General features: G+C 67.7%; 19 protein-coding genes. 9 read left to right on the top strand and 10 right to left on the bottom strand.

Translation table 11 applies throughout. The features are described from left to right. Nucleotides 1-45: 45 nt before the first annotated feature. The 7 genes from AC1DF3_RS23915 to AC1DF3_RS23885 are packed head-to-tail and all read left to right on the top strand — an operon-like array spanning nt 46 to nt 7,223. Nucleotides 46-1,740 carry a phospholipid carrier-dependent glycosyltransferase gene (locus AC1DF3_RS23915; protein WP_478141052.1) on the top strand — a complete coding sequence of 565 codons (1,695 nt, stop codon included), beginning with the start codon at nt 46-48 and terminating at the stop codon, nt 1,738-1,740. Next, nucleotides 1,737-2,126 carry a DMT family transporter gene (locus AC1DF3_RS23910; protein ID WP_286519476.1) on the top strand — a complete coding sequence of 130 codons (390 nt, stop codon included), beginning with the start codon at nt 1,737-1,739 and terminating at the stop codon, nt 2,124-2,126. Before AC1DF3_RS23915 ends, AC1DF3_RS23910 begins: the two co-directional genes overlap by 4 nt. Continuing rightward, nucleotides 2,123-3,265 (top strand): DegT/DnrJ/EryC1/StrS family aminotransferase, encoded by a 1,143-nt coding sequence (locus AC1DF3_RS23905; protein ID WP_286536096.1) that lies wholly within the window; start codon nt 2,123-2,125, stop codon nt 3,263-3,265. The genes AC1DF3_RS23910 and AC1DF3_RS23905 overlap by 4 nt, the downstream gene beginning before the upstream one ends. Then, entirely contained in the window at nt 3,262-4,296 is a 1,035-nt protein-coding gene (locus tag AC1DF3_RS23900; RefSeq protein WP_478141051.1) for a glycosyltransferase, read from the top strand. Before AC1DF3_RS23905 ends, AC1DF3_RS23900 begins: the two co-directional genes overlap by 4 nt. Then, on the top strand, nt 4,293-5,222 hold the full coding sequence (locus tag AC1DF3_RS23895) for a formyltransferase (RefSeq protein ID WP_478141050.1): 930 nt from the start codon (nt 4,293-4,295) through the stop codon (nt 5,220-5,222). The genes AC1DF3_RS23900 and AC1DF3_RS23895 overlap by 4 nt, the downstream gene beginning before the upstream one ends. A gap of 26 nt (nt 5,223-5,248) precedes the next feature. After that, nucleotides 5,249-6,292 carry a bifunctional UDP-4-keto-pentose/UDP-xylose synthase gene (locus tag AC1DF3_RS23890; RefSeq protein ID WP_286536100.1) on the top strand — a complete coding sequence of 348 codons (1,044 nt, stop codon included), beginning with the start codon at nt 5,249-5,251 and terminating at the stop codon, nt 6,290-6,292. A gap of 4 nt (nt 6,293-6,296) precedes the next feature. Continuing rightward, nucleotides 6,297-7,223, top strand: a complete 927-nt coding sequence (locus AC1DF3_RS23885) for a polysaccharide deacetylase family protein (protein ID WP_478141049.1) — start codon at nt 6,297-6,299, stop codon at nt 7,221-7,223. Here AC1DF3_RS23885 and AC1DF3_RS23880 read toward each other — a convergent pair whose 3' ends face one another. The 6 genes from AC1DF3_RS23880 to AC1DF3_RS23855 form a co-directional block, all read right to left on the bottom strand. Further along, entirely contained in the window at nt 7,224-8,273 is a 1,050-nt protein-coding gene (locus tag AC1DF3_RS23880; protein ID WP_478141048.1) for an alpha/beta fold hydrolase, read from the bottom strand. After that, complete coding sequence (locus tag AC1DF3_RS23875) at nt 8,257-9,312, bottom strand: hypothetical protein (RefSeq protein ID WP_478141047.1); 1,056 nt, start codon at nt 9,310-9,312, stop codon at nt 8,257-8,259. The genes AC1DF3_RS23880 and AC1DF3_RS23875 overlap by 17 nt, the downstream gene beginning before the upstream one ends. Then, nucleotides 9,309-11,618, bottom strand: a complete 2,310-nt coding sequence (locus AC1DF3_RS23870) for an FAD-binding protein (RefSeq protein ID WP_478141046.1) — start codon at nt 11,616-11,618, stop codon at nt 9,309-9,311. The genes AC1DF3_RS23875 and AC1DF3_RS23870 overlap by 4 nt, the downstream gene beginning before the upstream one ends. After that, a complete protein-coding gene (locus tag AC1DF3_RS23865) occupies nt 11,615-11,995 on the bottom strand; it encodes a DUF805 domain-containing protein (protein WP_286536106.1) in 381 nt (126 codons plus the stop codon). Before AC1DF3_RS23865 ends, AC1DF3_RS23870 begins: the two co-directional genes overlap by 4 nt. Before the next feature lie 131 nt (nt 11,996-12,126). Beyond that, nucleotides 12,127-12,912: a YoaK family protein gene (locus tag AC1DF3_RS23860; protein ID WP_286536107.1), complete on the bottom strand. Its 786-nt coding sequence runs from the start codon at nt 12,910-12,912 to the stop codon at nt 12,127-12,129. A gap of 48 nt (nt 12,913-12,960) precedes the next feature. Continuing rightward, entirely contained in the window at nt 12,961-13,863 is a 903-nt protein-coding gene (locus AC1DF3_RS23855; RefSeq protein WP_478141045.1) for a LysR family transcriptional regulator, read from the bottom strand. Between the two features lie 233 nt (nt 13,864-14,096). Between AC1DF3_RS23855 and AC1DF3_RS23850 the strand changes: the two genes are divergently transcribed. Beyond that, nucleotides 14,097-14,681, top strand: coding sequence for a HipA domain-containing protein (locus AC1DF3_RS23850; RefSeq protein WP_478141044.1), 585 nt, complete (start codon nt 14,097-14,099; stop codon nt 14,679-14,681). A gap of 3 nt (nt 14,682-14,684) precedes the next feature. Here the strand turns inward: AC1DF3_RS23850 and AC1DF3_RS23845 are convergent, their stop codons facing one another. From AC1DF3_RS23845 to AC1DF3_RS23835, 3 genes are read right to left on the bottom strand one after another with little or no spacing between them, the layout of a single operon-like run. After that, entirely contained in the window at nt 14,685-15,053 is a 369-nt protein-coding gene (locus AC1DF3_RS23845) for a hypothetical protein (RefSeq protein ID WP_478141043.1), read from the bottom strand. Next, a complete protein-coding gene (locus AC1DF3_RS23840; RefSeq protein WP_478141115.1) occupies nt 14,965-15,357 on the bottom strand; it encodes a PIN domain-containing protein in 393 nt (130 codons plus the stop codon). Before AC1DF3_RS23840 ends, AC1DF3_RS23845 begins: the two co-directional genes overlap by 89 nt. A gap of 30 nt (nt 15,358-15,387) precedes the next feature. Next, complete coding sequence (locus tag AC1DF3_RS23835) at nt 15,388-16,251, bottom strand: restriction endonuclease (protein WP_478141042.1); 864 nt, start codon at nt 16,249-16,251, stop codon at nt 15,388-15,390. Nucleotides 16,252-16,740: 489 nt separating this feature from the next. Between AC1DF3_RS23835 and AC1DF3_RS23830 the strand changes: the two genes are divergently transcribed. After that, nucleotides 16,741-17,409, top strand: coding sequence for a M48 family metalloprotease (locus tag AC1DF3_RS23830; protein ID WP_478141041.1), 669 nt, complete (start codon nt 16,741-16,743; stop codon nt 17,407-17,409). Nucleotides 17,410-17,749: 340 nt separating this feature from the next. On the opposite strand, the gene tnpC is transcribed toward AC1DF3_RS23830, so the two are convergent. Continuing rightward, a partial coding sequence (gene tnpC, locus AC1DF3_RS23825; RefSeq protein ID WP_478141040.1) for an IS66 family transposase occupies nt 17,750-19,161 on the bottom strand: 1,412 nt, incomplete at its 5' end.

The following is a 19,161-nucleotide window of genomic DNA, read 5'->3' as shown; positions in this document are numbered from 1 at the left end:
GATGTTGCGATGCAGCACCGGCCCGGATGTACATCCAATGTATTCATGAATCACCCGATCGATCGAGGTACGTACCACCCCGCACCGCCCCTCGCGGACCAGCGACCGCTTTCTCGCGGCATGCTGGCCCTGCTGCTCGCCCCGTTGGCGGTGATCTGGTTCGGCTCGCTCGGCATGCGCTCGCTCATCAGCCCCGACGAGGGCCGCTACGCCAGCATCGCCTGGGAGATGATGCGCAGCGGCGACTGGATCACACCGCGCCTGAACGGGCTGCTCTATTTCGAGAAGCCGCCGATGCAGTACTGGCTCAGCGCGCTGTTCCTGCACCTGTTCGGCCTGAACGAGTTCGCCGCCCGCCTGTGGCCGGCGCTCGCCGGTTTCCTCACGGTGCTCGCTGTCGGCGCGACGGCCTCGCGGCTGTGGGGCCGGGAGACCGGCATCCGCACCCTGGCGATCGCGGCGTCGATGACCTGGGTCTTCGGCAACGCTCATTTCCTGACCCTCGACGCCGGCCTGACGCTGTTCCTCACGATCGCGCTGTGCGCCGTCCTGATCGCCGAGAACGTTCCCGCGACACCCGCGGTGCGCCGCAACTGGATCTGGCTCGCATGGGCCGCGATGGCCGGCGCGGTGCTCAGCAAGGGGCTGGTCGGGATCCTGATCCCCGGCGCGACGCTGGTCCTGACCTGCCTCTGGCGCCGGGACTTCGGTCCCTGGCGCCGGATGCACTGGTGGTCCGGACTGCTGATCTTCCTGGCGCTGGCGGCGCCATGGTTCGTGCTGGTGTCGATGCGCAATCCGACCTTCGCCCAATTCTTCTTCATCCACGAGCATTTCGCGCGCTACCTCACCAAGGTCCACCAGCGTGAAGGCGCCTGGTGGTACTACCTGCCGCTGCTGCTAGGCGGGATGCTGCCCTGGACCAGCGCGCTGCCATGGCTCGGTCCCCGGCGCGCGGGCGACGCGCCGCCGCGCGGCGTCGCGCCGGCCGACTTCCTGTTCGTGCACTCGGTCTTCATCCTGCTGTTCTTCAGTGCCAGCGGTTCGAAGCTGCCCTCCTACATCCTGCCGATGTTCCCGGCACTGGCCCTGCTGATCGGCCTGCGGCTGCAGCAGGCCAGCCCGCGTGCGCTGCGCGGCCACCTGCTGGTCCCGATCCTGGTCTGGTCGATCGCGCTGGTCGCCTCGACGCAGAGCGCCCGGGTGGCCTCCCATTCGACGCCGGCCGAGATCTTCGCCCAGCTCGGCGTTGGCATCCGCTGGGGCGCCGCGGTCTTCCTCGCGTTCGCGGCGTTCGCCTGGTGGGCCCTGCGGCGGCGCGGCGTCACGCTGGCCATCGTCAGCCTGGCGCTCGGCCATCTGATCGGGATGACGATGGTGATGGCGGCCCACAACGCCTACGGACAACTCAAGAGCGCGGCGCCCATCGTGTCGGCATTGGAGCCGGTGCTGCGGTCCGGGGCGCCGATGTTCGCGGTCGGGATCTACGACCAGACGCTGCCCTTCTACCTGCGGCGGGACGTCGTTCTGGTCGACTACCAGGACGAATTCGCCATGGGCCAGGTGCTGGAGCCGGGCCGCTCGCTGGACTCGCTCGACGCCTTCGCCAGCCGCTGGGAGGCACTGCCGCAGGCCGCGGCCTACATGGACTTCCCGAGCTTCAGCGCGTTGCGCCAGCGCGGCCTTCCGATGCGGGTCATCTTTCAGGATCAACGACGCGTGGTGGTAGCCAGACAATGAAGATCATCGATTTTGCATGGGTGCTGACCGGCGTCCTGCTCAACGCCGCAGCCCAGCTGCTGCTCAAGGCCGGGGCGCGCAGCGTCGGCGAGATTTCCATGAGCGACGGCAGTGCCGCGCTCTGGCGCAGCGCCACCGGCCTGGCCCAGCATCCCGGCATCCTCGGCGGCCTGACCTGCTACGCGATCAGCGTGGTGGTCTGGATCGTCGCCCTGTCGCGGGTCGAAGTGAGCATCGCCTACCCGATGCTCTCGATCGGCTACATCGTCAACGCGGCGCTGGCCTGGTGGCTGTTCGGCGAACAGGTCAACGCCCAGCGCTGGCTCGGCATCGCAGTCATCGTCGTCGGCGTCATCCTGGTGGCGCGCAGCGGGAGCACGAATTGAACGACATCCCCTTCCTGCCTTTCACGCGCCCCTCGATCGACGAGCGCACCATCGCCGAAGTGTCCGAGGTGCTGCGCTCCGGGTGGCTCACCACGGGCCCGAAGTGCCAGGCGCTCGAGGCCGCCTTGTCCAAGCGCTTCGACGGACGGCCGGTGCGGCTGGTGAACTCCGGCACCGCCTCGCTCGAGCTGGCGCTTCGGCTGTGCGACATCGGCCCGGGCGACGAGGTCATCACCACGCCGATGAGCTGGGTCGCCACCGCCAACGTGGTGCTGGCGGTCGGCGCCACGCCGGTGTTCGTCGACGCCGATGCCGCCACCCGCAACATCGACCTCGACCGCATCGAGGCCGCCATCACGCCGCGCACGCGGGCCCTGCTGCCGGTCGACCTGGCCGGCCTGCCGGTCGACCGGGACCGGCTCAACCGGCTGGCCGCGGCCCATGGCTTGCGCGTGGTCGAGGACGCGGCGCAGTCCTTCGGTGCCCAATGGGGCGGGCGGCCGATCGGCAGCTTCGGCGACCTGGTGTCGTTCAGCTTCCACGCCAACAAGAACATGACCTTCGGCGAAGGCGGCTGCCTGGTGATGAACGACGAGGCCGAAGCGCGGCGCTTCGAGCTGCTGCGGCTGCAGGGGGTCCAGCGGCTGCCCGGCGGCGGCATGGAGGTCGAGGCCTGGGGCGCCAAGGCCAACATGACCGACATCGCGGCGGCGATCGGCCTGGGACAACTGCGCAGCATCGACGACTTCAATCTGCGCCGACGCCAGCTGGCCCGGCGCTACTTCGAACGCTGGGACCGCTCGCTCGGCTTCGAGCTGCCGCCCGAAGACACGGAACTGCATGGCAACTGGCACATGTTCCAGCCGCTGCTGCCGCGCGCGTTCGCCGCGGCGCGCCCCGACTTCGTCGCCGGCATGAAGGCGCTGGGCTTCGGCGTCGGCGTGCACTACCCCGCGATGCACCTGTTCTCGATGTTCAGGGCCATGGGCCACGCCCGCGGCGATTTCCCGGTCGCCGAGGACATCGGCGAACGCACGGTCACGCTGCCGTTGTTCCCGGCCATGACGGACGCCGACGTCGATCGCGTGTGTGCTGCCGTCACCACCGTGATGGCGGACCTCCAGGAGGCGCGGCCATGACGCCGCTGCAGTCGGTTCCCGGCCACGAGGCCGACCACGACCACGACCACGACCACGACCACGACCACGACAACGACGACGACATCGACGACGACACGCCCGAGCTCAGCGTCGTGATTCCGGTCTACAACGAGGAGCAGGGCCTGGCGGCGCTGTTCGAGCGGCTCTACCCGGCGCTCGATGCGCTCGGGGTCTCCTACGAGCTGATCTTCATCAACGACGGCAGCCGCGACCGTTCGGCCGCGCTGCTGGCGGCGCAGTTCGAGCGTCGGCCCGACGTGACGCGGGTCATTCTCTTCAACGGCAACTTCGGCCAGCACCGGGCGATCCTGGCGGGCTTCGAGCACTGCCGGGGCGACCGCATCGTCACCCTCGATGCCGACCTGCAGAACCCGCCCGAGGACATCCGCCTGCTGCTGGACGCCATGGACCGCGGCCACGACTGCGTCGGCTCGATCCGCCGCGACCGCCAGGACCAGGCCTGGCGACGCTGGGCGTCCCGGGCCATGAACCGGATGCGCCATCGGCTCACCGGCATCGTGATGACCGACCACGGCTCGATGCTGCGCGCCTACAGCCGCAACGTGGTGCAGCTGATCAACCAGTGCAACGAGATGAACACCTTCATCCCGGCGCTGGCACTGCAGTTCTCGCGCAACCCGGCCGAGGTGGTGGTCGGCCACGAGGAGCGGCACGCGGGTGAATCGAAGTACTCGTTCTACAGCCTGGTGCGGCTCAACTTCGACCTGGTGACCGGCTTCTCGCTGGTGCCGCTGCAGGCGTTCTCGCTGCTCGGGATCGTGGTGTCGATGCTGTCGGCGCTGCTGTTCCTGATCCTGGCGACGCGCCGGGTCGTGCTGGGGCCCGAGGAAGGCGGCGTCTTCACGCTCTTCGCCCTGCTGTTCCTGCTGGTCGGGCTGGCGCTGTTCGGCATCGGCCTGCTGGGCGAGTACATCGGGCGCATCTACCAGGAGGTGCGCGCCCGGCCGCGCTACGTCATCAACGCCGTGCTGGAGCGCAAGCGCCCATGAAGGCCATCGTCTTCGCCTACCACGACGTCGGCGTGCGCTGCCTGCGGGTGCTGCTCGATGCCGGCGTCGAGGTGCCGCTGGTCGTCACGCATGCCGACGCCGCCGGCGAGGCCATCTGGTTCTCCAGCGTGGCCGGCGTGGCGGCGGCGCACGGCCTGCGCTGCGTGACGCCCGCCGACCCGCACCTGCCGGAACTGCTGGCCCAGGCGGCCGCATCGACGCCCGACTTCCTGTTTTCGTTCTACTACCGCCACATGCTCAAGGCGCCCTGGCTGCAGCTGCCGAGCCGCGGTGCCTTCAACATGCACGGCTCGCTGCTGCCGCAGTACCGCGGCCGGGCGCCGGTGAACTGGGCCGTGATCGAGGGCGCGACGCAGACCGGCGCCACCCTGCACCGCATGAACGAGAAGCCCGACAACGGCGCCATCGTCGACCAGTGCGCGGTGCCGATCCTGATCGACGACACCGCCCACGAGGTGTTCGGCAAAGTCGTCGTCGCGGCCGAGATCGTGCTGGCGCGAAGCCTGCCGCTGATGCTCGCCGGGACCGCCGTCGAGCGCCCGCAGGACCTCTCGCAGGGCCGCTACTTCGGCGGCCGCAAGCCGGAAGACGGCCTGATCCCGGGCAGCGCCAACGCCCTGCAGATCCACAACCTGGTGCGCGCCCTCGCGCCCCCCCACTACCCGGGCGCCTTCTGCCACATCGGCGGCGAGCGCATCCGCATCGACAGCACCCGCTTCGCCGAACGGCCGCGGCGGGCACCCGGCGCCGGCCTTCGGCTGGCGAGCGAGGCCGGCGCGCTCTGGCTGCTGGCCGCCGACGGCAGCACGCTCGAAGTGCTGGCCGCGCAAGGCCCTGCCGGCGCGATCGACGCGGCCGGCTTCGAACGCCGCTTCGGTGCGCCCTGCGTGCCGGTCGACCATTGAATCATCCCCAACCCACGGATCGCCCCATGCTCAAAGTCCTCATCCTCGGCGTCAATGGCTTCATTGGCCACCATCTCACCCGCCACATCCTCGAAACCACCGACTGGCACGTCTACGGCATGGACATGCAGACCGACCGGGTCCGGCCGTGGCTGGGCGACCCGCGCTTCCATTTCTTCGAAGGCGACATCACGATCAACAAGGAGTGGATCGAATACCACGTCAAGAAGTGCGACGTCGTGCTGCCGCTGGTGGCGATCGCCACGCCGGCCACCTACGTGAAGCAGCCGCTGCGCGTCTTCGAGCTCGACTTCGAGGCCAACCTGCCGATCGTGCGGCAGTGCCTCAAGTACGGCAAGCGGGTGGTTTTCCCCTCGACCAGCGAGGTCTACGGCATGTGCGAAGACGAAGCCTTCGACCCCGAATCGTCGAACATGGTCTACGGCCCGATCAACAAGCCGCGCTGGATCTATGCCGCCGCCAAGCAGCTGATGGACCGCGTCATCCACGCCTACGGCATGCAGGAAGGGCTGCGCTACACGCTGTTCCGCCCGTTCAACTGGATCGGGCCGGGCCTGGACAGCCTGCACACGCCCAAGGAGGGCTCGAGCCGCGTGATCACCCAGTTCCTGGGCCACATCGTGCGCGGCGAGCCGATCCGGCTGGTGGACGGCGGCAGCCAGCAGCGCGCCTTCACCTATGTCGACGACGGCATCGCGGCACTGGTCAAGATCATCGCCAACGAAGGCGGCGTGGCCGACCAGAAGATCTACAACATCGGCAACCCGGCCAACAACCACTCGATCCGCGCGCTGGCCGAGATGATGCTGGCCCTGGCGCGCACGCTGCCCGAATACGCCGAGGCGGCCGCGGCGGTGCGGCTGACCGACGTGTCGTCGGCCGAGTACTACGGCCGCGGCTACCAGGACGTCGCCCACCGCGTGCCCGACATCAGCGCGACCATGAAGGACCTCGACTGGAAGCCGCAGGTCGGCATGCAGGAGGCGCTCGCCAGCCTCTTCGCGTACTACCGGGACGAGGCCGAGGCGGCCGCCGACCTGGCGCTCTGAGACGATGGCGCGCATCGCACTGAAGATCGACGTCGACACCCTGCGCGGCACCCGCGAAGGCGTGCCCCGGCTGCAGGCGCTGCTGCAGCGCGTCGGCGCCGGCGCCACCTTCCTGTTCAGCCTCGGACCCGACCACACCGGACGGGCCATCCTGCGCGTGTTCCGGCCCGGCTTCCTGAGCAAGGTGGCGCGCACCTCGGTGGTCGAGCACTACGGCGTGCGCACGCTGCTCTACGGCAGCCTGCTGCCGGGGCCCGATATCGGGAAGCGCGAAGCCTCGACCCTGCGCGCGGTGCGCGACGCCGGCTTCGAGGTCGGCGTGCACTGCTGGGACCACATCGACTGGCAGGACCACCTGACGCAGCGCGATGCGGCATGGACGCTGCGCCAGATGGCGCGCGCGATCGAGCGGCACACGCAGATCTTCGGCAGCGCCCCGCGCCTGCACGGCGCCGCCGGATGGCAGTTCAACGCGGCGGCCGCGCAGGCCGAGACCACGCTCGGCATCGCGCTGGCGTCGGACACGCGCGGCGAGGGGCCGTTCATCCCGGTGGCCGACGACGGGCGCGTCATCGGCCCGCCGCAGTTCCCGACCACGCTGCCCACCCTCGACGAGCTGATCGGCATCGACGGCCTCGATGCGCAGAACGTCCACGCCCACCTGCTGGGCCTCACGGCCGCTTCCGACCGCGACCAGGTCTACACGCTGCACGCCGAACTCGAGGGCATGAAGCTCATGCCGGTGTTCGAGCGCCTGCTGCAGGGCTGGCAGGCCCAGGGGCACCAGCTGGTCACGCTCGGCGATCTCGCCGCGGCGGTCGATCGCTCCACCCTGCCGCGGCACCGGCTGCAGCAGGGCGAGGTGGCGGGGCGCTCGGGGCTGCTGGCGGTGCAGGGTGCGGCCTGGACGCCGGCTGGCGCTGCGGCCTGACTAAGGCGCCGCGGCCGACGGCAGCCGGCCCAGTAACGCATCGGCAAAGGCCTCGGGACTCTCGATGTGCGGTATGTGCCCCACCTGAGGCAGGACCGTCAGCGTCGCCTGCGGAATCCAGCCTTGCAGCGCACGCGCCTGCGGCAGCGGCGTGATGCTGTCCTGCTCGCCCCACAGGAGGGCCACCGGCAGGCCGCCGGCGGCCCAGCCGCGCAGCTTCGCGGGGTCGAGGCTGGCGGCGTTCTCGCAGGCCGACACCGCGAAGGCCTGCGCCCAGTCGCCGAGGCTCGCCGTGAAGCCCTGGCGTTCGAAAGGCACCCGGTAGGCGGGGACGAGCGCGTCGGTCACCGCGTCCTTCCGAAAAACGAACTGCTTCAGCAGCGTGCCCGTCAGTCCGGGCCAGGTCGCGGTCGCGCCGACCAGGGCGGTTCGAAGATCGCGGTGCGCCAGCAAGCCGGGGCCGCCGGCCTCGCAGACCGGCGCTTCGCCCATCGGGCCCAGCCCCAGCGCCGGATCGACCAGCACCAGCTGGCGCACCCGCCCCTGCGCCTGCAGCGCCGCCTCGAGCGCGGGCCCGGCGCCGAACGAATGGCCGACCAGGACCACCGGCGCCCCGAGGCTGTCGATCAGGCCGAGGACACGCCGCGCCTGCGCCGCGCGCGAGTAGTCCGGGCCGGCACCCGTCAGCGCCGGCTTCGACAGCCCGAACGGCGGCAGGTCGACGGCCACGACGCGCCACCCGGCCTCGCTCAACGTCCGGGGCAGCCCGAACCAGGTGCCGCTCCAGGCACCGGTGCCGTGCAGCAGCAGGAGCGTCGGGGCCTTGGCCTCCCCCCACTCCTGCACATACAGCGCGGCATCGCCGGCAGGCACCCAGCGGCCCTGCCCGCCGGCCAGCTGCTCGACCGATTTCGTCTCCCGCGCTGCGCGTGCGCCGTGGGCGTAGGCGATCCATCCCGCGGCCGCGACGAGGACGGCACCGACGAGCAGCAGCGCGAGCGCCGCGCAGCGCAGGACCGTCGAGGCGACCGTTCTAGAAGTCGTAGACATGCTCGATGGCACTGCCGCCCAGCCCCGACTCGACCTGCCGCAGCAGGCCGCCGAGCCGGTCGATCGGCGTGGCCAGCACCACTCTCACGGTGCCCGGCCGCGTGAGGATCGGCTGCACGAACAGCACCCGCGCCGTCGCGCCGGGCGGCGGCGACCATTGCGCCGGCACCAGCAGGCTGGCGACGACCTCGCCGCGGTTGCCGGCGATCTCCCTGAAGTCGATCCCCTGGCCCGCGAGCCAGCGGCTGTAGGCCGTGAAGCCCTCGTAGCGCGGGATCGTCGCCAACACGCCTGCGGCGCCGGTTTCGAGCAGCGCGTAGTCGGGGTGCGCGGCATCCCTGGCCGGCGCCCCGCTGAGGACCACGGCCGTGACCGGCAGCGGCGCGTCATAGATGGCGTGGGTACCGAGCTTGATCGCCTGCGCATAGCCGGCCTTCACCAGCAGCTCGGTCGTCAGCGCGAACCGGCGCTCCCAGCGCCGGATCAGGTTCGGCCCCGACAGCGGCAGGCCCGCCGCCCACATTCGGCGAAGCTCGGCGCCGAAGTCGAACAGGTACCAGGGGTCGACCCGGATGAAGTCCACATAGGCCTGCGCATAGCGCGCCGCGAAGACTTCCTCGGGCACTGGCGCCGGGCCCGACCGCGTGGCCTCCGCGAGCCTGCCGACCGTGTGCTCGTAGGCGCCCTTGACCGCGTACTCGACCGTGGTGCTGGTGCCGATCACCATCACCATCAGGTGATAGCCGCCATTGAACGGATAGTTGCCGAGCTCGCGGCCGACCGCCCGGTAGCCCTGCCAGAACTGGCCGATGTGCGAGAACAGCGGAAAAGCACTGGGCGGCCGTCCGCTGGCCAGGTAGGCAGCGTACTCGGCCGGGCTGTGCACCAGGTACCACTCGGGGAAGGTCAGGAAGGTCTGGTCGGGGGTCCGCTGGTGGACCGGCGGCGTGGCGGCTTCCGCCGCGGCGGCCCCGCCGTGGAACGACGCGAGCGCGAGGCCCGCGAACACCAGTGCGAGCAGTGGCCGGACGCTCTTCATCGTGCCGCCGCGAGCGCTTCGGGACGCACGGACGGCAGCGGCGCTGCCGCAGCGTCGTTCGCCACGCTGCCGGTCAGCGCCCGGCCTTCCTTGGTGAAGCACAGCAGCACGTTGTCGGTCGGGTCGTTGTCCTGCAGGATGCGGGCGCCGGAGTCCTTGAAGCCCGCCTGCGCCAGCCGCTCGACCCAGGTCGCCACCGGCTCGAAGAAACGAAGCTCGGCCCGGTTGGTCTCCCAGGTCTCGCCGAGTCCCGCATTGAAGACGGTGTGCGCCAGCGACACCAGCACCCGCAGCGCCTCCGAGCGCACATCGTGGTCGCGGACGATGAAGACGCCGCCGGGGCGCAGCACGCGGTTGACCGACGCCAGGAAGCCCAGCAGCCGCTCCACCGTCATGTGGTGGAGCCCGACGTAGCAGGCGACCAGGTCGAGCGATGCGTCGGCGATCGGGTCGGCCGGCAGCGGCGCGTAGTCGGCGAGCGGCAGGTGCCGGCCCTCGAGCTTGCGAAGCTGCCCGCGCTCCATGATGTCGACCGGCGAGAAGGTCGGCGCCTTCTCGTCGATGAAGTAGCAGGGGCCGCCGATGTCGAGCGCCGACGCGAGTCCGCGGAAGTAGCGTCCCTTGGAGCCGATCTCGGCATAGCCCGAGAAGCGTTTGCGCTCGCCCAGCAGTTGCAGCGTCTGCCGGGTCATCTCGGCCTTCTGCTTGACCAGCGACGGCAGCGCATGCGTCAGGTCGGCCAGCATCGGCTTGATGCCCTTCAGCTCGCTCTGCAGGTAGCGGTAGACGCTCTCTTCGTCCTTGTGCAGCTTGCAGGCATCGCGGATCAGCTGGTGGAAGCGGTCTTCCGGCAAGGTGCGGAACACGCTCTGGAGAAAGCGATAGAAGGCATCGGACAGCCGCACATCGCCGAAGACCTGGTGGAACTCCGAACTCGGCGCATCGGTGGCGGCGGGCACCGGCTGCCCCGGCTTGTGGTACTTGTTCCAGAGCACGTTGGTGAAGCGGAAGTCGGGGTCGAGCCGTTCTTTCAGGGCCAGGTACTCCCTGGCGCGCGGATAGGCGCGATGGAACTGCGCCTCGGTGCCGTGCGGCTGGTACGGCAGGTAATAGGTGCCGCCGACCGACAGCACCGCATCGATCAGTTCGCGGGTCCAGACGCCGACCCGGCTCCTGGCGTTCTCCCGGGTCCGCTGCTTGTGGTACAGCACGAAGGCGAAGGTCTCCCGCGGCGCCCAGCTCAGCAAGGTGTGGGGGTCGGGCATGGCGTGGCGGATCGACACGTTCAGCGCGTTCACGCGATGGCGCCGGAGGACCGCGGCCATCAGGGGCACGAAGGCCTCCAGCTGCTCCACCGGGACGAAGTATTCCTGCAGCACGTAGGTCCGGTCCTTGCGCGACGGCGGCTCGAGTTCCGCGACGTCGTAGCCGGCCTCGTAGTTTCGCCAGTGCACCTTCTTGCGCAGGTACAGCAGCGGGTCGACCAGCTTCTCGCGCCGCTCCTTGCCGAAGGGCGTCTCGGACACGGCCCACAGGAAGTACTGATGCAGCGGGTAGCGGCTCGCGAGCGGCTGCAGCCTCGCCGAGGTGGTGGCCGGGCGATCGGTCTCGACCCAGGTGACCGAGCGCACGCTCGCGTAGTGCGGCGCGTAGAGGTCGGCGTTGTGGAAGACCGCCTTCGGGTTGTTGCGGACCTCGTTCTTGAAGTGGGTCCAGTACTGCGACAGCGGCATCACCTTGTCGACCCGCAGCACGCGCTTGTTCTCGGCCAGGTCGAGCTCGATCTCGACCACCACGCCGAGTCCGCCGTAGCCGCCGATGACGCCGTAGAACAGCTCGGGGTTGTGCGTCCGGCTGGCGCGCTCGAGCCGGCCGTCGTGCAGCGCCACCTCGATGCTGCGGATCGACAGCACCAAGGGGCCGAGCCCCACGTAGCGGCCGTGGCAGTTCACGCTCAAGGCCCCGCCGACCGTGAAGTTGGCGTAGGTCTGCATGATCTTCACCGCCAGGCCGTGCGGGTCGACGAAGCGCTGGATGTCGCACCAGCGAACGCCGGGCTGGACCCTGATCGTCTTCTCGTCGGGCGAGAACGCGAGGATGCGGTTCATCGAGCGCATGTCGAAATGCAGGCTGCCCGGACTGGCCGTCTGCCCGCCCATGCTGAAGCGCCCGCCCCCGATCGAGACCGGCCCGGAGGTGCGGCGCAATGCTTCGACGACGTCCTCGGTGCAGGCCGGCGCGACGATGGCCATCACCCGCACCGGGTTCAGTTGCGTGACGTCGTTGACGATGTGGTGGTTGGTCATGGCAGGGCGGGGTCGGTGGCGGGGTTCGTCACCCGCAGATAGTCGCTGCGGACGCCCGCCGGCGCGCCGTAGCGTTCGGCGTTCGCCGCCGGGCCGCGGAATCCGCATTCGATCAGCAGCGCGATCGCGCCGGCCACCGGCACGGCCGCCAGCAGCAGCCAGGCGGCCGAGCGCCCCCGGTCGTGAAGCCGGCGGCCCCAGACCGAGACCAGGTGCCCCACGAGGGCCAGCACGGGGATCAGGTCGAAGGGCGCGCCCAGCCGCTGCTGCACCGCCGTGCACAGCCAGAGCGCCACCGGAACCACCACGCCCATGCGCAGCCAGAAGCCGGTGCGGCTCAGTCGACCCTGCAGGGAAAATTCTTGAATCCAGGACATCTTCGAATGCTTGTTGTCTGCCCGTGCCGGCGCGATGCCGAGCCCCGCTATGCTAATCGCGATGTATCGAGATGTGTACCCAGCTGAACGGCCAGTTCAGCCGGGTGCTTCGGCCGCATCGGCGGCAACGCCTAGCGCCCGGCTCGCCACCCAAGGAAGCCGGCCAAGCGCCGCAGCACCCGCGAGCGGGGCAGATCGCGCGCCAGCGGCGGCAGCGACAGCGCCAGCAGCAGCGCCGCCAGCGGCAGCGTGCAGATGAAGCCCACGTACTTGAAACCCAGCGCGCCGACGACGCCGCCGAGCACGAACATGCCCACCAGGCCGCTGGTCATGCGGATGCGCCGCGGATCGTGGCGCACCGGTGCCGCCGTGGCGTGGTCGGCGCGGTTCCAGTAGAAGAGCTTGCCGAGCTCCATGCCCAGGTCGGTGATGTTGCCGGTCATGTGGGTGGTGCGGATGCTGCCGCCCGAGGTCTTCGATGCCACCGCGTTCTGCAGCCCCATGATGAACGACAGGAGCAGCACCGTCAGCGGCACTGCGAAGGGCGTGTTCCAGGTCAACGTGATCGCGCCCATCAGCCCGAAGGGAAGCATCAACATCGCCTCCAGCAGCAGCGGCAGCGCGTAGACGCCATGCAGGCGATTCTGGCGGCCCCAGTTGACCAGCATCGCGCAGACCGCCGCGCCGCTCAGGAAGGCCAGCACCGCACCCAGCGCGTTGAGCAGCAGCTTCGCGTTGCCCAGCACCAGGCCATCCGCGAGCTGGGAGGCGAAGCCGGTCATGTGCGAGGTGTACATGTGCAGCACCAGGAAGCCGCCCGCGTTGACGGCACCCGCGTTGAAGGCCAGCAGCAGCCCCAGGGCCCTGTTGGTCGAGGGCGCGCGATGGCGGTTGGTGAGGAAGCGCAGACGTCGCATGGCTGTCTCGATGGTTCGACGGCGCTATCTTGGCATGCCGCGGCCGCCCTAATGGCGAAGCAGCGCGTGCACCACCCCGCGCAGCCAGACGACCGCCTGGTCCTTGTGAAAGCGACGGTGCCAGAACTGGTGAACCTCGATCGGAGGCGGCTTCCATGGCGCGTCCACGATCCTCACGCTCGCGTGCCGGGCGATCACCTCGGCGATTTCGCGCGGCACGGTGGCCACGAGTTCGCTGCCCGGCACGATCGCCACCAGGCTCATGAAATGCGAGACGTCGATGAACACGTCGCGCCGGATGTTCTTCTCCTTGAGCCAGCGCTCGAGCAAGTGCTCCCGCCCGTCCGGGCTGACGACGGCATGGCGCGCCTGCTGGAACTGCTTCATCGTGATCTTGTCCGCAATGCCCGGATGGCCGCTGCTCACGATGCAGACATACGAGGTCTTGAACAGCCGCTGCTGGAAGAAATTCCCTTTCTGGAGGTCCGGGAAATAGCCGATCGCAAGTTCGGCCGCGCCCGATTCGAGGGCCTCCGCGGCCGCGTTGCGCGGCAGGGCAAGCGATCGAATGCGCACCGATGGCGCCTGCAGCGCAAGCCGATCGAGGATCGGCGGAATGAAGGCCACCTCGCCGATGTCCGGCGTCAGGACCGTGAAGGTTCTCGCGGCCAGCGCCGGATCGAACGCGCTGTCCTGGAGGATCTCGTCGCGCACGGTGTCCATCACGCGAAGCACGCTCGGCGCCAGCGCGGCCGCGCGCGGCGTCGGCTTCATCTCGGCGCCGATCTTCACGAAGAGTTGATCGTCGAACAGCGCGCGCAGCCGTGCCACGGCGGCGCTGGTGGCCGGCTGGCTCAGGCCGATGGCCTCCGACGCCCGCGTCACGCTGCGGTGCCTGAGCATGGCGTCGAAGACGACCAGCAGGTTGAGATCGAGCGACCTTAAATCCATCGCATGGATTCCCCGTATTCATGACATTGAGTTGATGGATTCTGATGCTTTTCCTAGGATCGCTCCGATGAACACCTGGTGGCGGCCAATAGAAATCGGAAAAGAGCAATAGTGTTTGAAAATTTTGGCCGCGCGAACAATCGCCCTTGGCAATAGAGACTGGAACGTTTCCACTCGCGTGCGCTTACAAAACCTTCGTCCCCGAGCCAGGAAGACCCCAGACTGCAGGCGACATGCGGCTCATCCGACTTCCTCAGGAGGATATGTGTCAGGCGAAGGGGGTGTCGCCGTATGCAAAGTACGAGGCGGACGGCGGCCCCGGGATTGACAGCATCGTGGAGGTGCTGGATGGGTCGATGTCCCGCGAAGAGGACAAGCGGACCTTTTTCCAGGCGCAAGTGGTCTTCTGGATGCTCTGCGCGACCGATGGGCATGCGAAGAACTTCAGCCTGTTTCTGCGGCCCAAGGGCCGATACCAGCTCACGCCGCTGTACGACGTTCTGTCGGCCTATCCCATCCTCGGCGATGGACCGGGGAAGCTATCGCCTTTCAAGGCCAAGATGGCCATGGCGATCCGCTCCAAGAATACGTGGAAGATGCGGGAAATCCTGCGCCGACACTGGCTGGCTGTAGGTGAGCGGCACGGGGTGACCACCCTAGACGGGCGCGGCTCGGGCTTGGTGATCGACGACCTGGTGAACCGCACGCCGCAGGTGATTCTGCAGGTGCGAGCGCAGTTGCCGAGCGACTTTCCGGAATCCTTGGCCGAACCAATCCTCAGCGGGCTTCACGAAGCCGCCAGCAAGATCTCGAACTGATGGTCAGCTCTTCGGTCGGGGCCTGATCGCTTTCGGTTGATCGCCGCCGAAGGCCTGGGCTTCCAACGGCAGGCTGGCGCGGGCGATGCGCAATGGCTCGCCCGTGATCGTGACTACCACCCGTGTCAAGCCGCCGTTCGTGGTTGCGAAGACCGCCGTCCCTTCGACGCCTGGTGTGCGCACTGCGCGCAGGATGCGAGCGTCGTTGACCTCGAAGTCTTCCGGCCCGTAGACGAACGGGATAGTTTCGGTGGCGCTCATGCGCAATCGTACCGTCCGGTCGTCAGGGAGGCGCGCCGATCGACGCCGACTTGGCGAAGCGATGGCCGAGGCTGCGGTGCCGAGCTTGGTCGCGGCCGGCAGCGAGCTCATGCGGCGCACGGAAAACGCAAGCGTGCGCGCATGGGCAATCGGAGGGTCGTACCCGGTGTCCTTGGCCAGAGCGACAAATCGGCACGATGGATTTGGCCGCCAAGTAGCCGAGGTAGAACACAAGGTGAAAATCCAGCGAGTTCGAGCCAGTGCGTGAGATCGGAATGAGCGTCGATCGGGGGCTCTCGACTTCGAAGCCCGCCTTGCGCTTAAGCTGGGTCGGGTCATAGAAGACCCACGCTTCTCCGGCATCACCGAGCCAGGCCTCAACCTCCTTTGGGGAAGGCTGGACGTTTTGGCAGATCTACCAGCAAGTGGATGCCGGTCGCCATGCCTATGCCGTGCCGCGACAGCGGGGGTAATCCGAACAACCCCAGAATTCCTGTCCGGCGTTGGCGCCCTTCTTCGCGGTACGCCGAACCATCGATTGGGCGCACCTTGGGCACGTCGGAGCGACTGGCTTCGCCACGCTGGGCCCCGGGTCGACAGGTCGTATCGTGAGGTGGCCCTCAGATTGACCTGCGACACCTCCACCCTTGGCCTGCCTGAGCAACTGGTGCAGCTTGGGGCCATCGATGAGTCGAACGTTGCGCCCGCTCGCAAACTCCTCCGCCTCGGCGGTGAACCGGCCTGAGGTAACGACGAACCCACCTGCGGCACCCTTCGCGGCCATGACGCCATACAACTCCCGCACCACGGGCACACCGACCTTGAAGGCGCGCCATTGCTTGCACTGCACGAGGTACTGCTCGCCACTTTTGCGCAGGATCAGATCGATGCCCTCGTCCGGGCCTGGCTTGTGGTTTTCCGAAACGGTGTAGCCCTGCAGGCGGAACCCTTCGCCCACGAGCATCTCGAACTCGCGCCAACTCATCCCATCCAAGCCGCCTGCGGAGTCGGAACGCGTGGCGCTGTCCATCAAAGATCGACGTTTACCACGCCGCCAGATCGAAACCGCAGAACCTGCGATGCAGATGAGCGGCAAGATGTATTGCCCGGCCGAGGCGAGGCCACGCCAAAGGGCTCCGGCCATCGCACCGCTCACGTCACCCGGCTTGAGCGCAACCAATGGCGCTGCCGCTATGTGGCGAAGCAGTATGTAGCTGGCGATAGCCAGGATCACCCCGGCGTACCAAGGCATCAGCGCGACTAGGTCGATCAGGTTTTCAGCGGGGCCGGCTTTTCTTCGACGGGGCATCTGCAATTCTTTGAGCCATTCGGCCCGCAAGCTGTGGGGAGACCTAGCCGGCTCCACAATTTTGAGGAGGACTGCACAGTTGGCTGTTGGCTATTTGCCACGACACATACTTTCGCCTTAGTCGGAAATCCGATGCATGGAGGCTGGCGTTCAACCATTGAGCACGGCTTGATCGACGCGCATGACCGCAAGCTGGCGCGCTGCGGCATTCCCTCTGCCCTACACCGGTGCCAGTGCCCGATGCCGAGTAGGTTCTATCAGTCGACGTTCGGTTCGCGCCGAGCGGACAACGTCATCCTCGGTGCGCTCCCAAGCCGCGGACTGCTTCGAGTCGCGCTTGGGGGCGCAAATCTCGGATGAGCGGAGGTCAAAGGCAACACAGATGCGATACAGATATGCCCAATACAGACAGCACAGTTCCCGACGGCAACAGGGAAAATTGGCCTAGCACAGCACCTAGCATTAGGAATCAAAATCTGGAGGAACTTCTTGACCCACCAACTTGCCTTGCCAACCGACCTTTTCAAGGGCTTGAGTCATGCCGAAGCGCTGAACTTGGCTTCGATGCAGCGAACAGTCAACGCATACACCGAAAGGCTAAAAGCGAAGGCAGTCCGAGTAAAAGTGCACGCCAGTCGCCAGAACGGGCACACCGCTGAAACTTGGGGCGGTGACATATACGTCACCCGTGATCTATTGGGCGATTCGACCGTCATCACTGACTACATACTTGCGCACGAGATGGGTCATATCAAGAATCACGACTCCGCTTGGTTCCGGTTGACGGCCTGCATTTTTGCGCTTGGACTCCTCGCGTCCGCAGCGCTTTTCGTGTCCATGTTGTTGTCCCCGTTCGGCTGGAAAGCAATGCTCAATGAGACGATGCCGTTGCCCTTTTCCCCCCTGGCTTGCGTTCCCTTCTTATTGCTCTTAGTCTTGAAAGAAGCAACCATGACACTTGAATGGAGAGCTGATACCGTAGGTGCGACCCTGATTGGGGCAACCGGGATGATAGAGGGCGTTCGAGCGACAGCGCCGTTCCGGACCGATGTCAACTCCCGTGTTCGCAACGCGAGCAAAGTGGCGAAACTCCGAAACAAAAGGGCCAAGTGGTTTGTGGGCCGCCCTGAAGCCCGCGGCAAGACACTTCAGCAGTGACAAGAAGAGGCCCGGCGGCTCTCCTTTATCTGCTCAGAGCGCACGCCCATACTCAGCGTAAGCCAACCTGCAGCTTCTCGCTTCTGGGCGCCCACACTGGGGCGCATGCCAGACGCTCGGACTGGAGGAAGCGGCCTTTCCTCGCGACTGGCACTTCTGCGCGTTTGCGCAATCGCTGGCTAATGTAGTCGCCTACTGCGCATTGAGCGCTCGCGACCAACTGTCATTCGACGGTGGCCGCATCGCGGTGACACTCACAGCGAACATGCTAACGAGGTAAGCGGCTGGCCGTCCCATAGTTGACGGGCAGGCGAGCATCGTCGCGGTAGCGGCGGCGCGCTCAGCGTGCGGGCTGCCAGTTGTGGGGAAGCAGTTCTTCGATGCGGCTGTTCAACTGTGTGGGCAACCGGGTCAGGACATCATTGAGGTAGGCCCACGGATCGTGCCCGTGCAGCTTGGCCGACTGCACCAAGCTCATCACGCTCGCGGCACGCTGACCGGCGAGCGCGCTGCCGGCGAACAGCCATGCTCGGCGCCCCACCGCCCACGGGCGGATCAGGTTCTCCAGGCTGTTGTTGTCGACGTTCACGTCGCCGTCGCGCAGGTTGTGCGTCAGGGCTTCCCAGTGGTTGAGGCTGTAGTTCAGGGCCTTCGCCGTGGCGCTCCCTTCAGGAACTCGGCCTCGCTCCAGCCGCAGCCATGCATGCATGTCTGCCCACAGTGGCTTCGCATCGCTGCTTCTTCTCGACAGCCGCTCATCGCTCGTCAGCGTCGACAGCTCTCGCTCGAGGCGGTAGATCTCCGCGATGCGACGCAGCGCCTCCTCAGCGACAGCGCTCTTGCCCGAGTCGAGCAGCAGTTCATCGAACTTGCGTCTGGCATGAGCAAGGCATCCCGCGGCCGTGCGTCCGGGCTCCGCGCTCATCACGCTGTCGTAGGCCTTGTATTCGTCTCGCACCAGCGTACCGCGCCAACTTCGCTCGTCCTGACCACCCTGCCCAGCACCCAGGAACGCGATCGGGTACTGCGCGCCACGCCCCACGCAGAAGTCGTAGATCACGCCCGGCACCGGATCGAAGGCTCCGCGCGCATAGGCCCAGACGTAGGCCTTCTTGGTCTTGCCCCGACCCGGGTCGAGTAGGGCCACCGGCGTTTCGTCGGCATGCAGTACCCGCGCCGAGAGCACGAAGCGCTTGTGCGCGTCGTACAGCGGCTCCAGCGCCGCGCCGCCTCGGCCGGACCAGGCCGCCAGCGTCGAGCGCGGCGTGTGCACGCCCGAGCGCGCGTTGATGGCCTCCTGACGGTAGTACGGCAGGTGATCCACGAAGCGGCTGATCAGGGTGTGCGCCACCAGGCCTGCTGCGGGCATGCCGCCGTCGATGATCTGCGGCTCGACGGCTTCTTGCACCAGGCGCTGGCAGCAGCGGCAGGCCCACTTGCCGTAGACGTGCCGATGCACGAAGAACTCCGCCGGCACGATGTCCAGCTTCTCGCTGATGTCCTCGCCCACGCGCACCATCGGCTTGCCGCAGCCCGGGTTTGGGCAGGCGGTGTCCTCGGGCTCGTGGTCATGCTGCACGCGACGCAGATGGTCGGGCAGAGGCTGGCGTCGCGGCTTGCGCTTGGACGACACCGCTGTGTCATCCGGCGGCGTGCCCTGCGCCTGCTTCAGCAGGGCCTCCAGAGCGGCCTCGTCTTCGGTCAGCGTCTCCTCGAACAGCCGGCGCTGCTCGGCGCTCATCGCCTCGGACT

Source organism: Variovorax sp. 10N432, from assembly GCF_056394465.1.
The sequence above is the reverse complement of the archived record's forward strand: the minus strand, read 5'-3'. Positions and strand labels throughout refer to the sequence as shown.

What these genes read in the sequence shown, in the direction of transcription:
- AC1DF3_RS23895 (WP_478141050.1), top strand. Translation starts at nt 4,293, where the DNA reads ATGAAGGCCATCGTCTTCGCCTACCACGACGTCGGCGTGCGCTGCCTG.
- AC1DF3_RS23835 (WP_478141042.1), bottom strand. Translation starts at nt 16,251, where the DNA reads ATGCCCCGTCGAAGAAAAGCCGGCCCCGCTGAAAACCTGATCGACCTA.
- AC1DF3_RS23915 (WP_478141052.1), top strand. Translation starts at nt 46, where the DNA reads ATGAATCACCCGATCGATCGAGGTACGTACCACCCCGCACCGCCCCTC.
- AC1DF3_RS23875 (WP_478141047.1), bottom strand. Translation starts at nt 9,312, where the DNA reads ATGAAGAGCGTCCGGCCACTGCTCGCACTGGTGTTCGCGGGCCTCGCG.
- AC1DF3_RS23880 (WP_478141048.1), bottom strand. Translation starts at nt 8,273, where the DNA reads ATGTCTACGACTTCTAGAACGGTCGCCTCGACGGTCCTGCGCTGCGCG.
- AC1DF3_RS23870 (WP_478141046.1), bottom strand. Translation starts at nt 11,618, where the DNA reads ATGACCAACCACCACATCGTCAACGACGTCACGCAACTGAACCCGGTG.
- AC1DF3_RS23890 (WP_286536100.1), top strand. Translation starts at nt 5,249, where the DNA reads ATGCTCAAAGTCCTCATCCTCGGCGTCAATGGCTTCATTGGCCACCAT.
- AC1DF3_RS23865 (WP_286536106.1), bottom strand. Translation starts at nt 11,995, where the DNA reads ATGTCCTGGATTCAAGAATTTTCCCTGCAGGGTCGACTGAGCCGCACC.
- AC1DF3_RS23910 (WP_286519476.1), top strand. Translation starts at nt 1,737, where the DNA reads ATGAAGATCATCGATTTTGCATGGGTGCTGACCGGCGTCCTGCTCAAC.
- AC1DF3_RS23860 (WP_286536107.1), bottom strand. Translation starts at nt 12,912, where the DNA reads ATGCGACGTCTGCGCTTCCTCACCAACCGCCATCGCGCGCCCTCGACC.
- AC1DF3_RS23885 (WP_478141049.1), top strand. Translation starts at nt 6,297, where the DNA reads ATGGCGCGCATCGCACTGAAGATCGACGTCGACACCCTGCGCGGCACC.
- AC1DF3_RS23850 (WP_478141044.1), top strand. Translation starts at nt 14,097, where the DNA reads ATGCGGCTCATCCGACTTCCTCAGGAGGATATGTGTCAGGCGAAGGGG.
- AC1DF3_RS23845 (WP_478141043.1), bottom strand. Translation starts at nt 15,053, where the DNA reads ATGAGCTCGCTGCCGGCCGCGACCAAGCTCGGCACCGCAGCCTCGGCC.
- AC1DF3_RS23855 (WP_478141045.1), bottom strand. Translation starts at nt 13,863, where the DNA reads ATGGATTTAAGGTCGCTCGATCTCAACCTGCTGGTCGTCTTCGACGCC.
- AC1DF3_RS23900 (WP_478141051.1), top strand. Translation starts at nt 3,262, where the DNA reads ATGACGCCGCTGCAGTCGGTTCCCGGCCACGAGGCCGACCACGACCAC.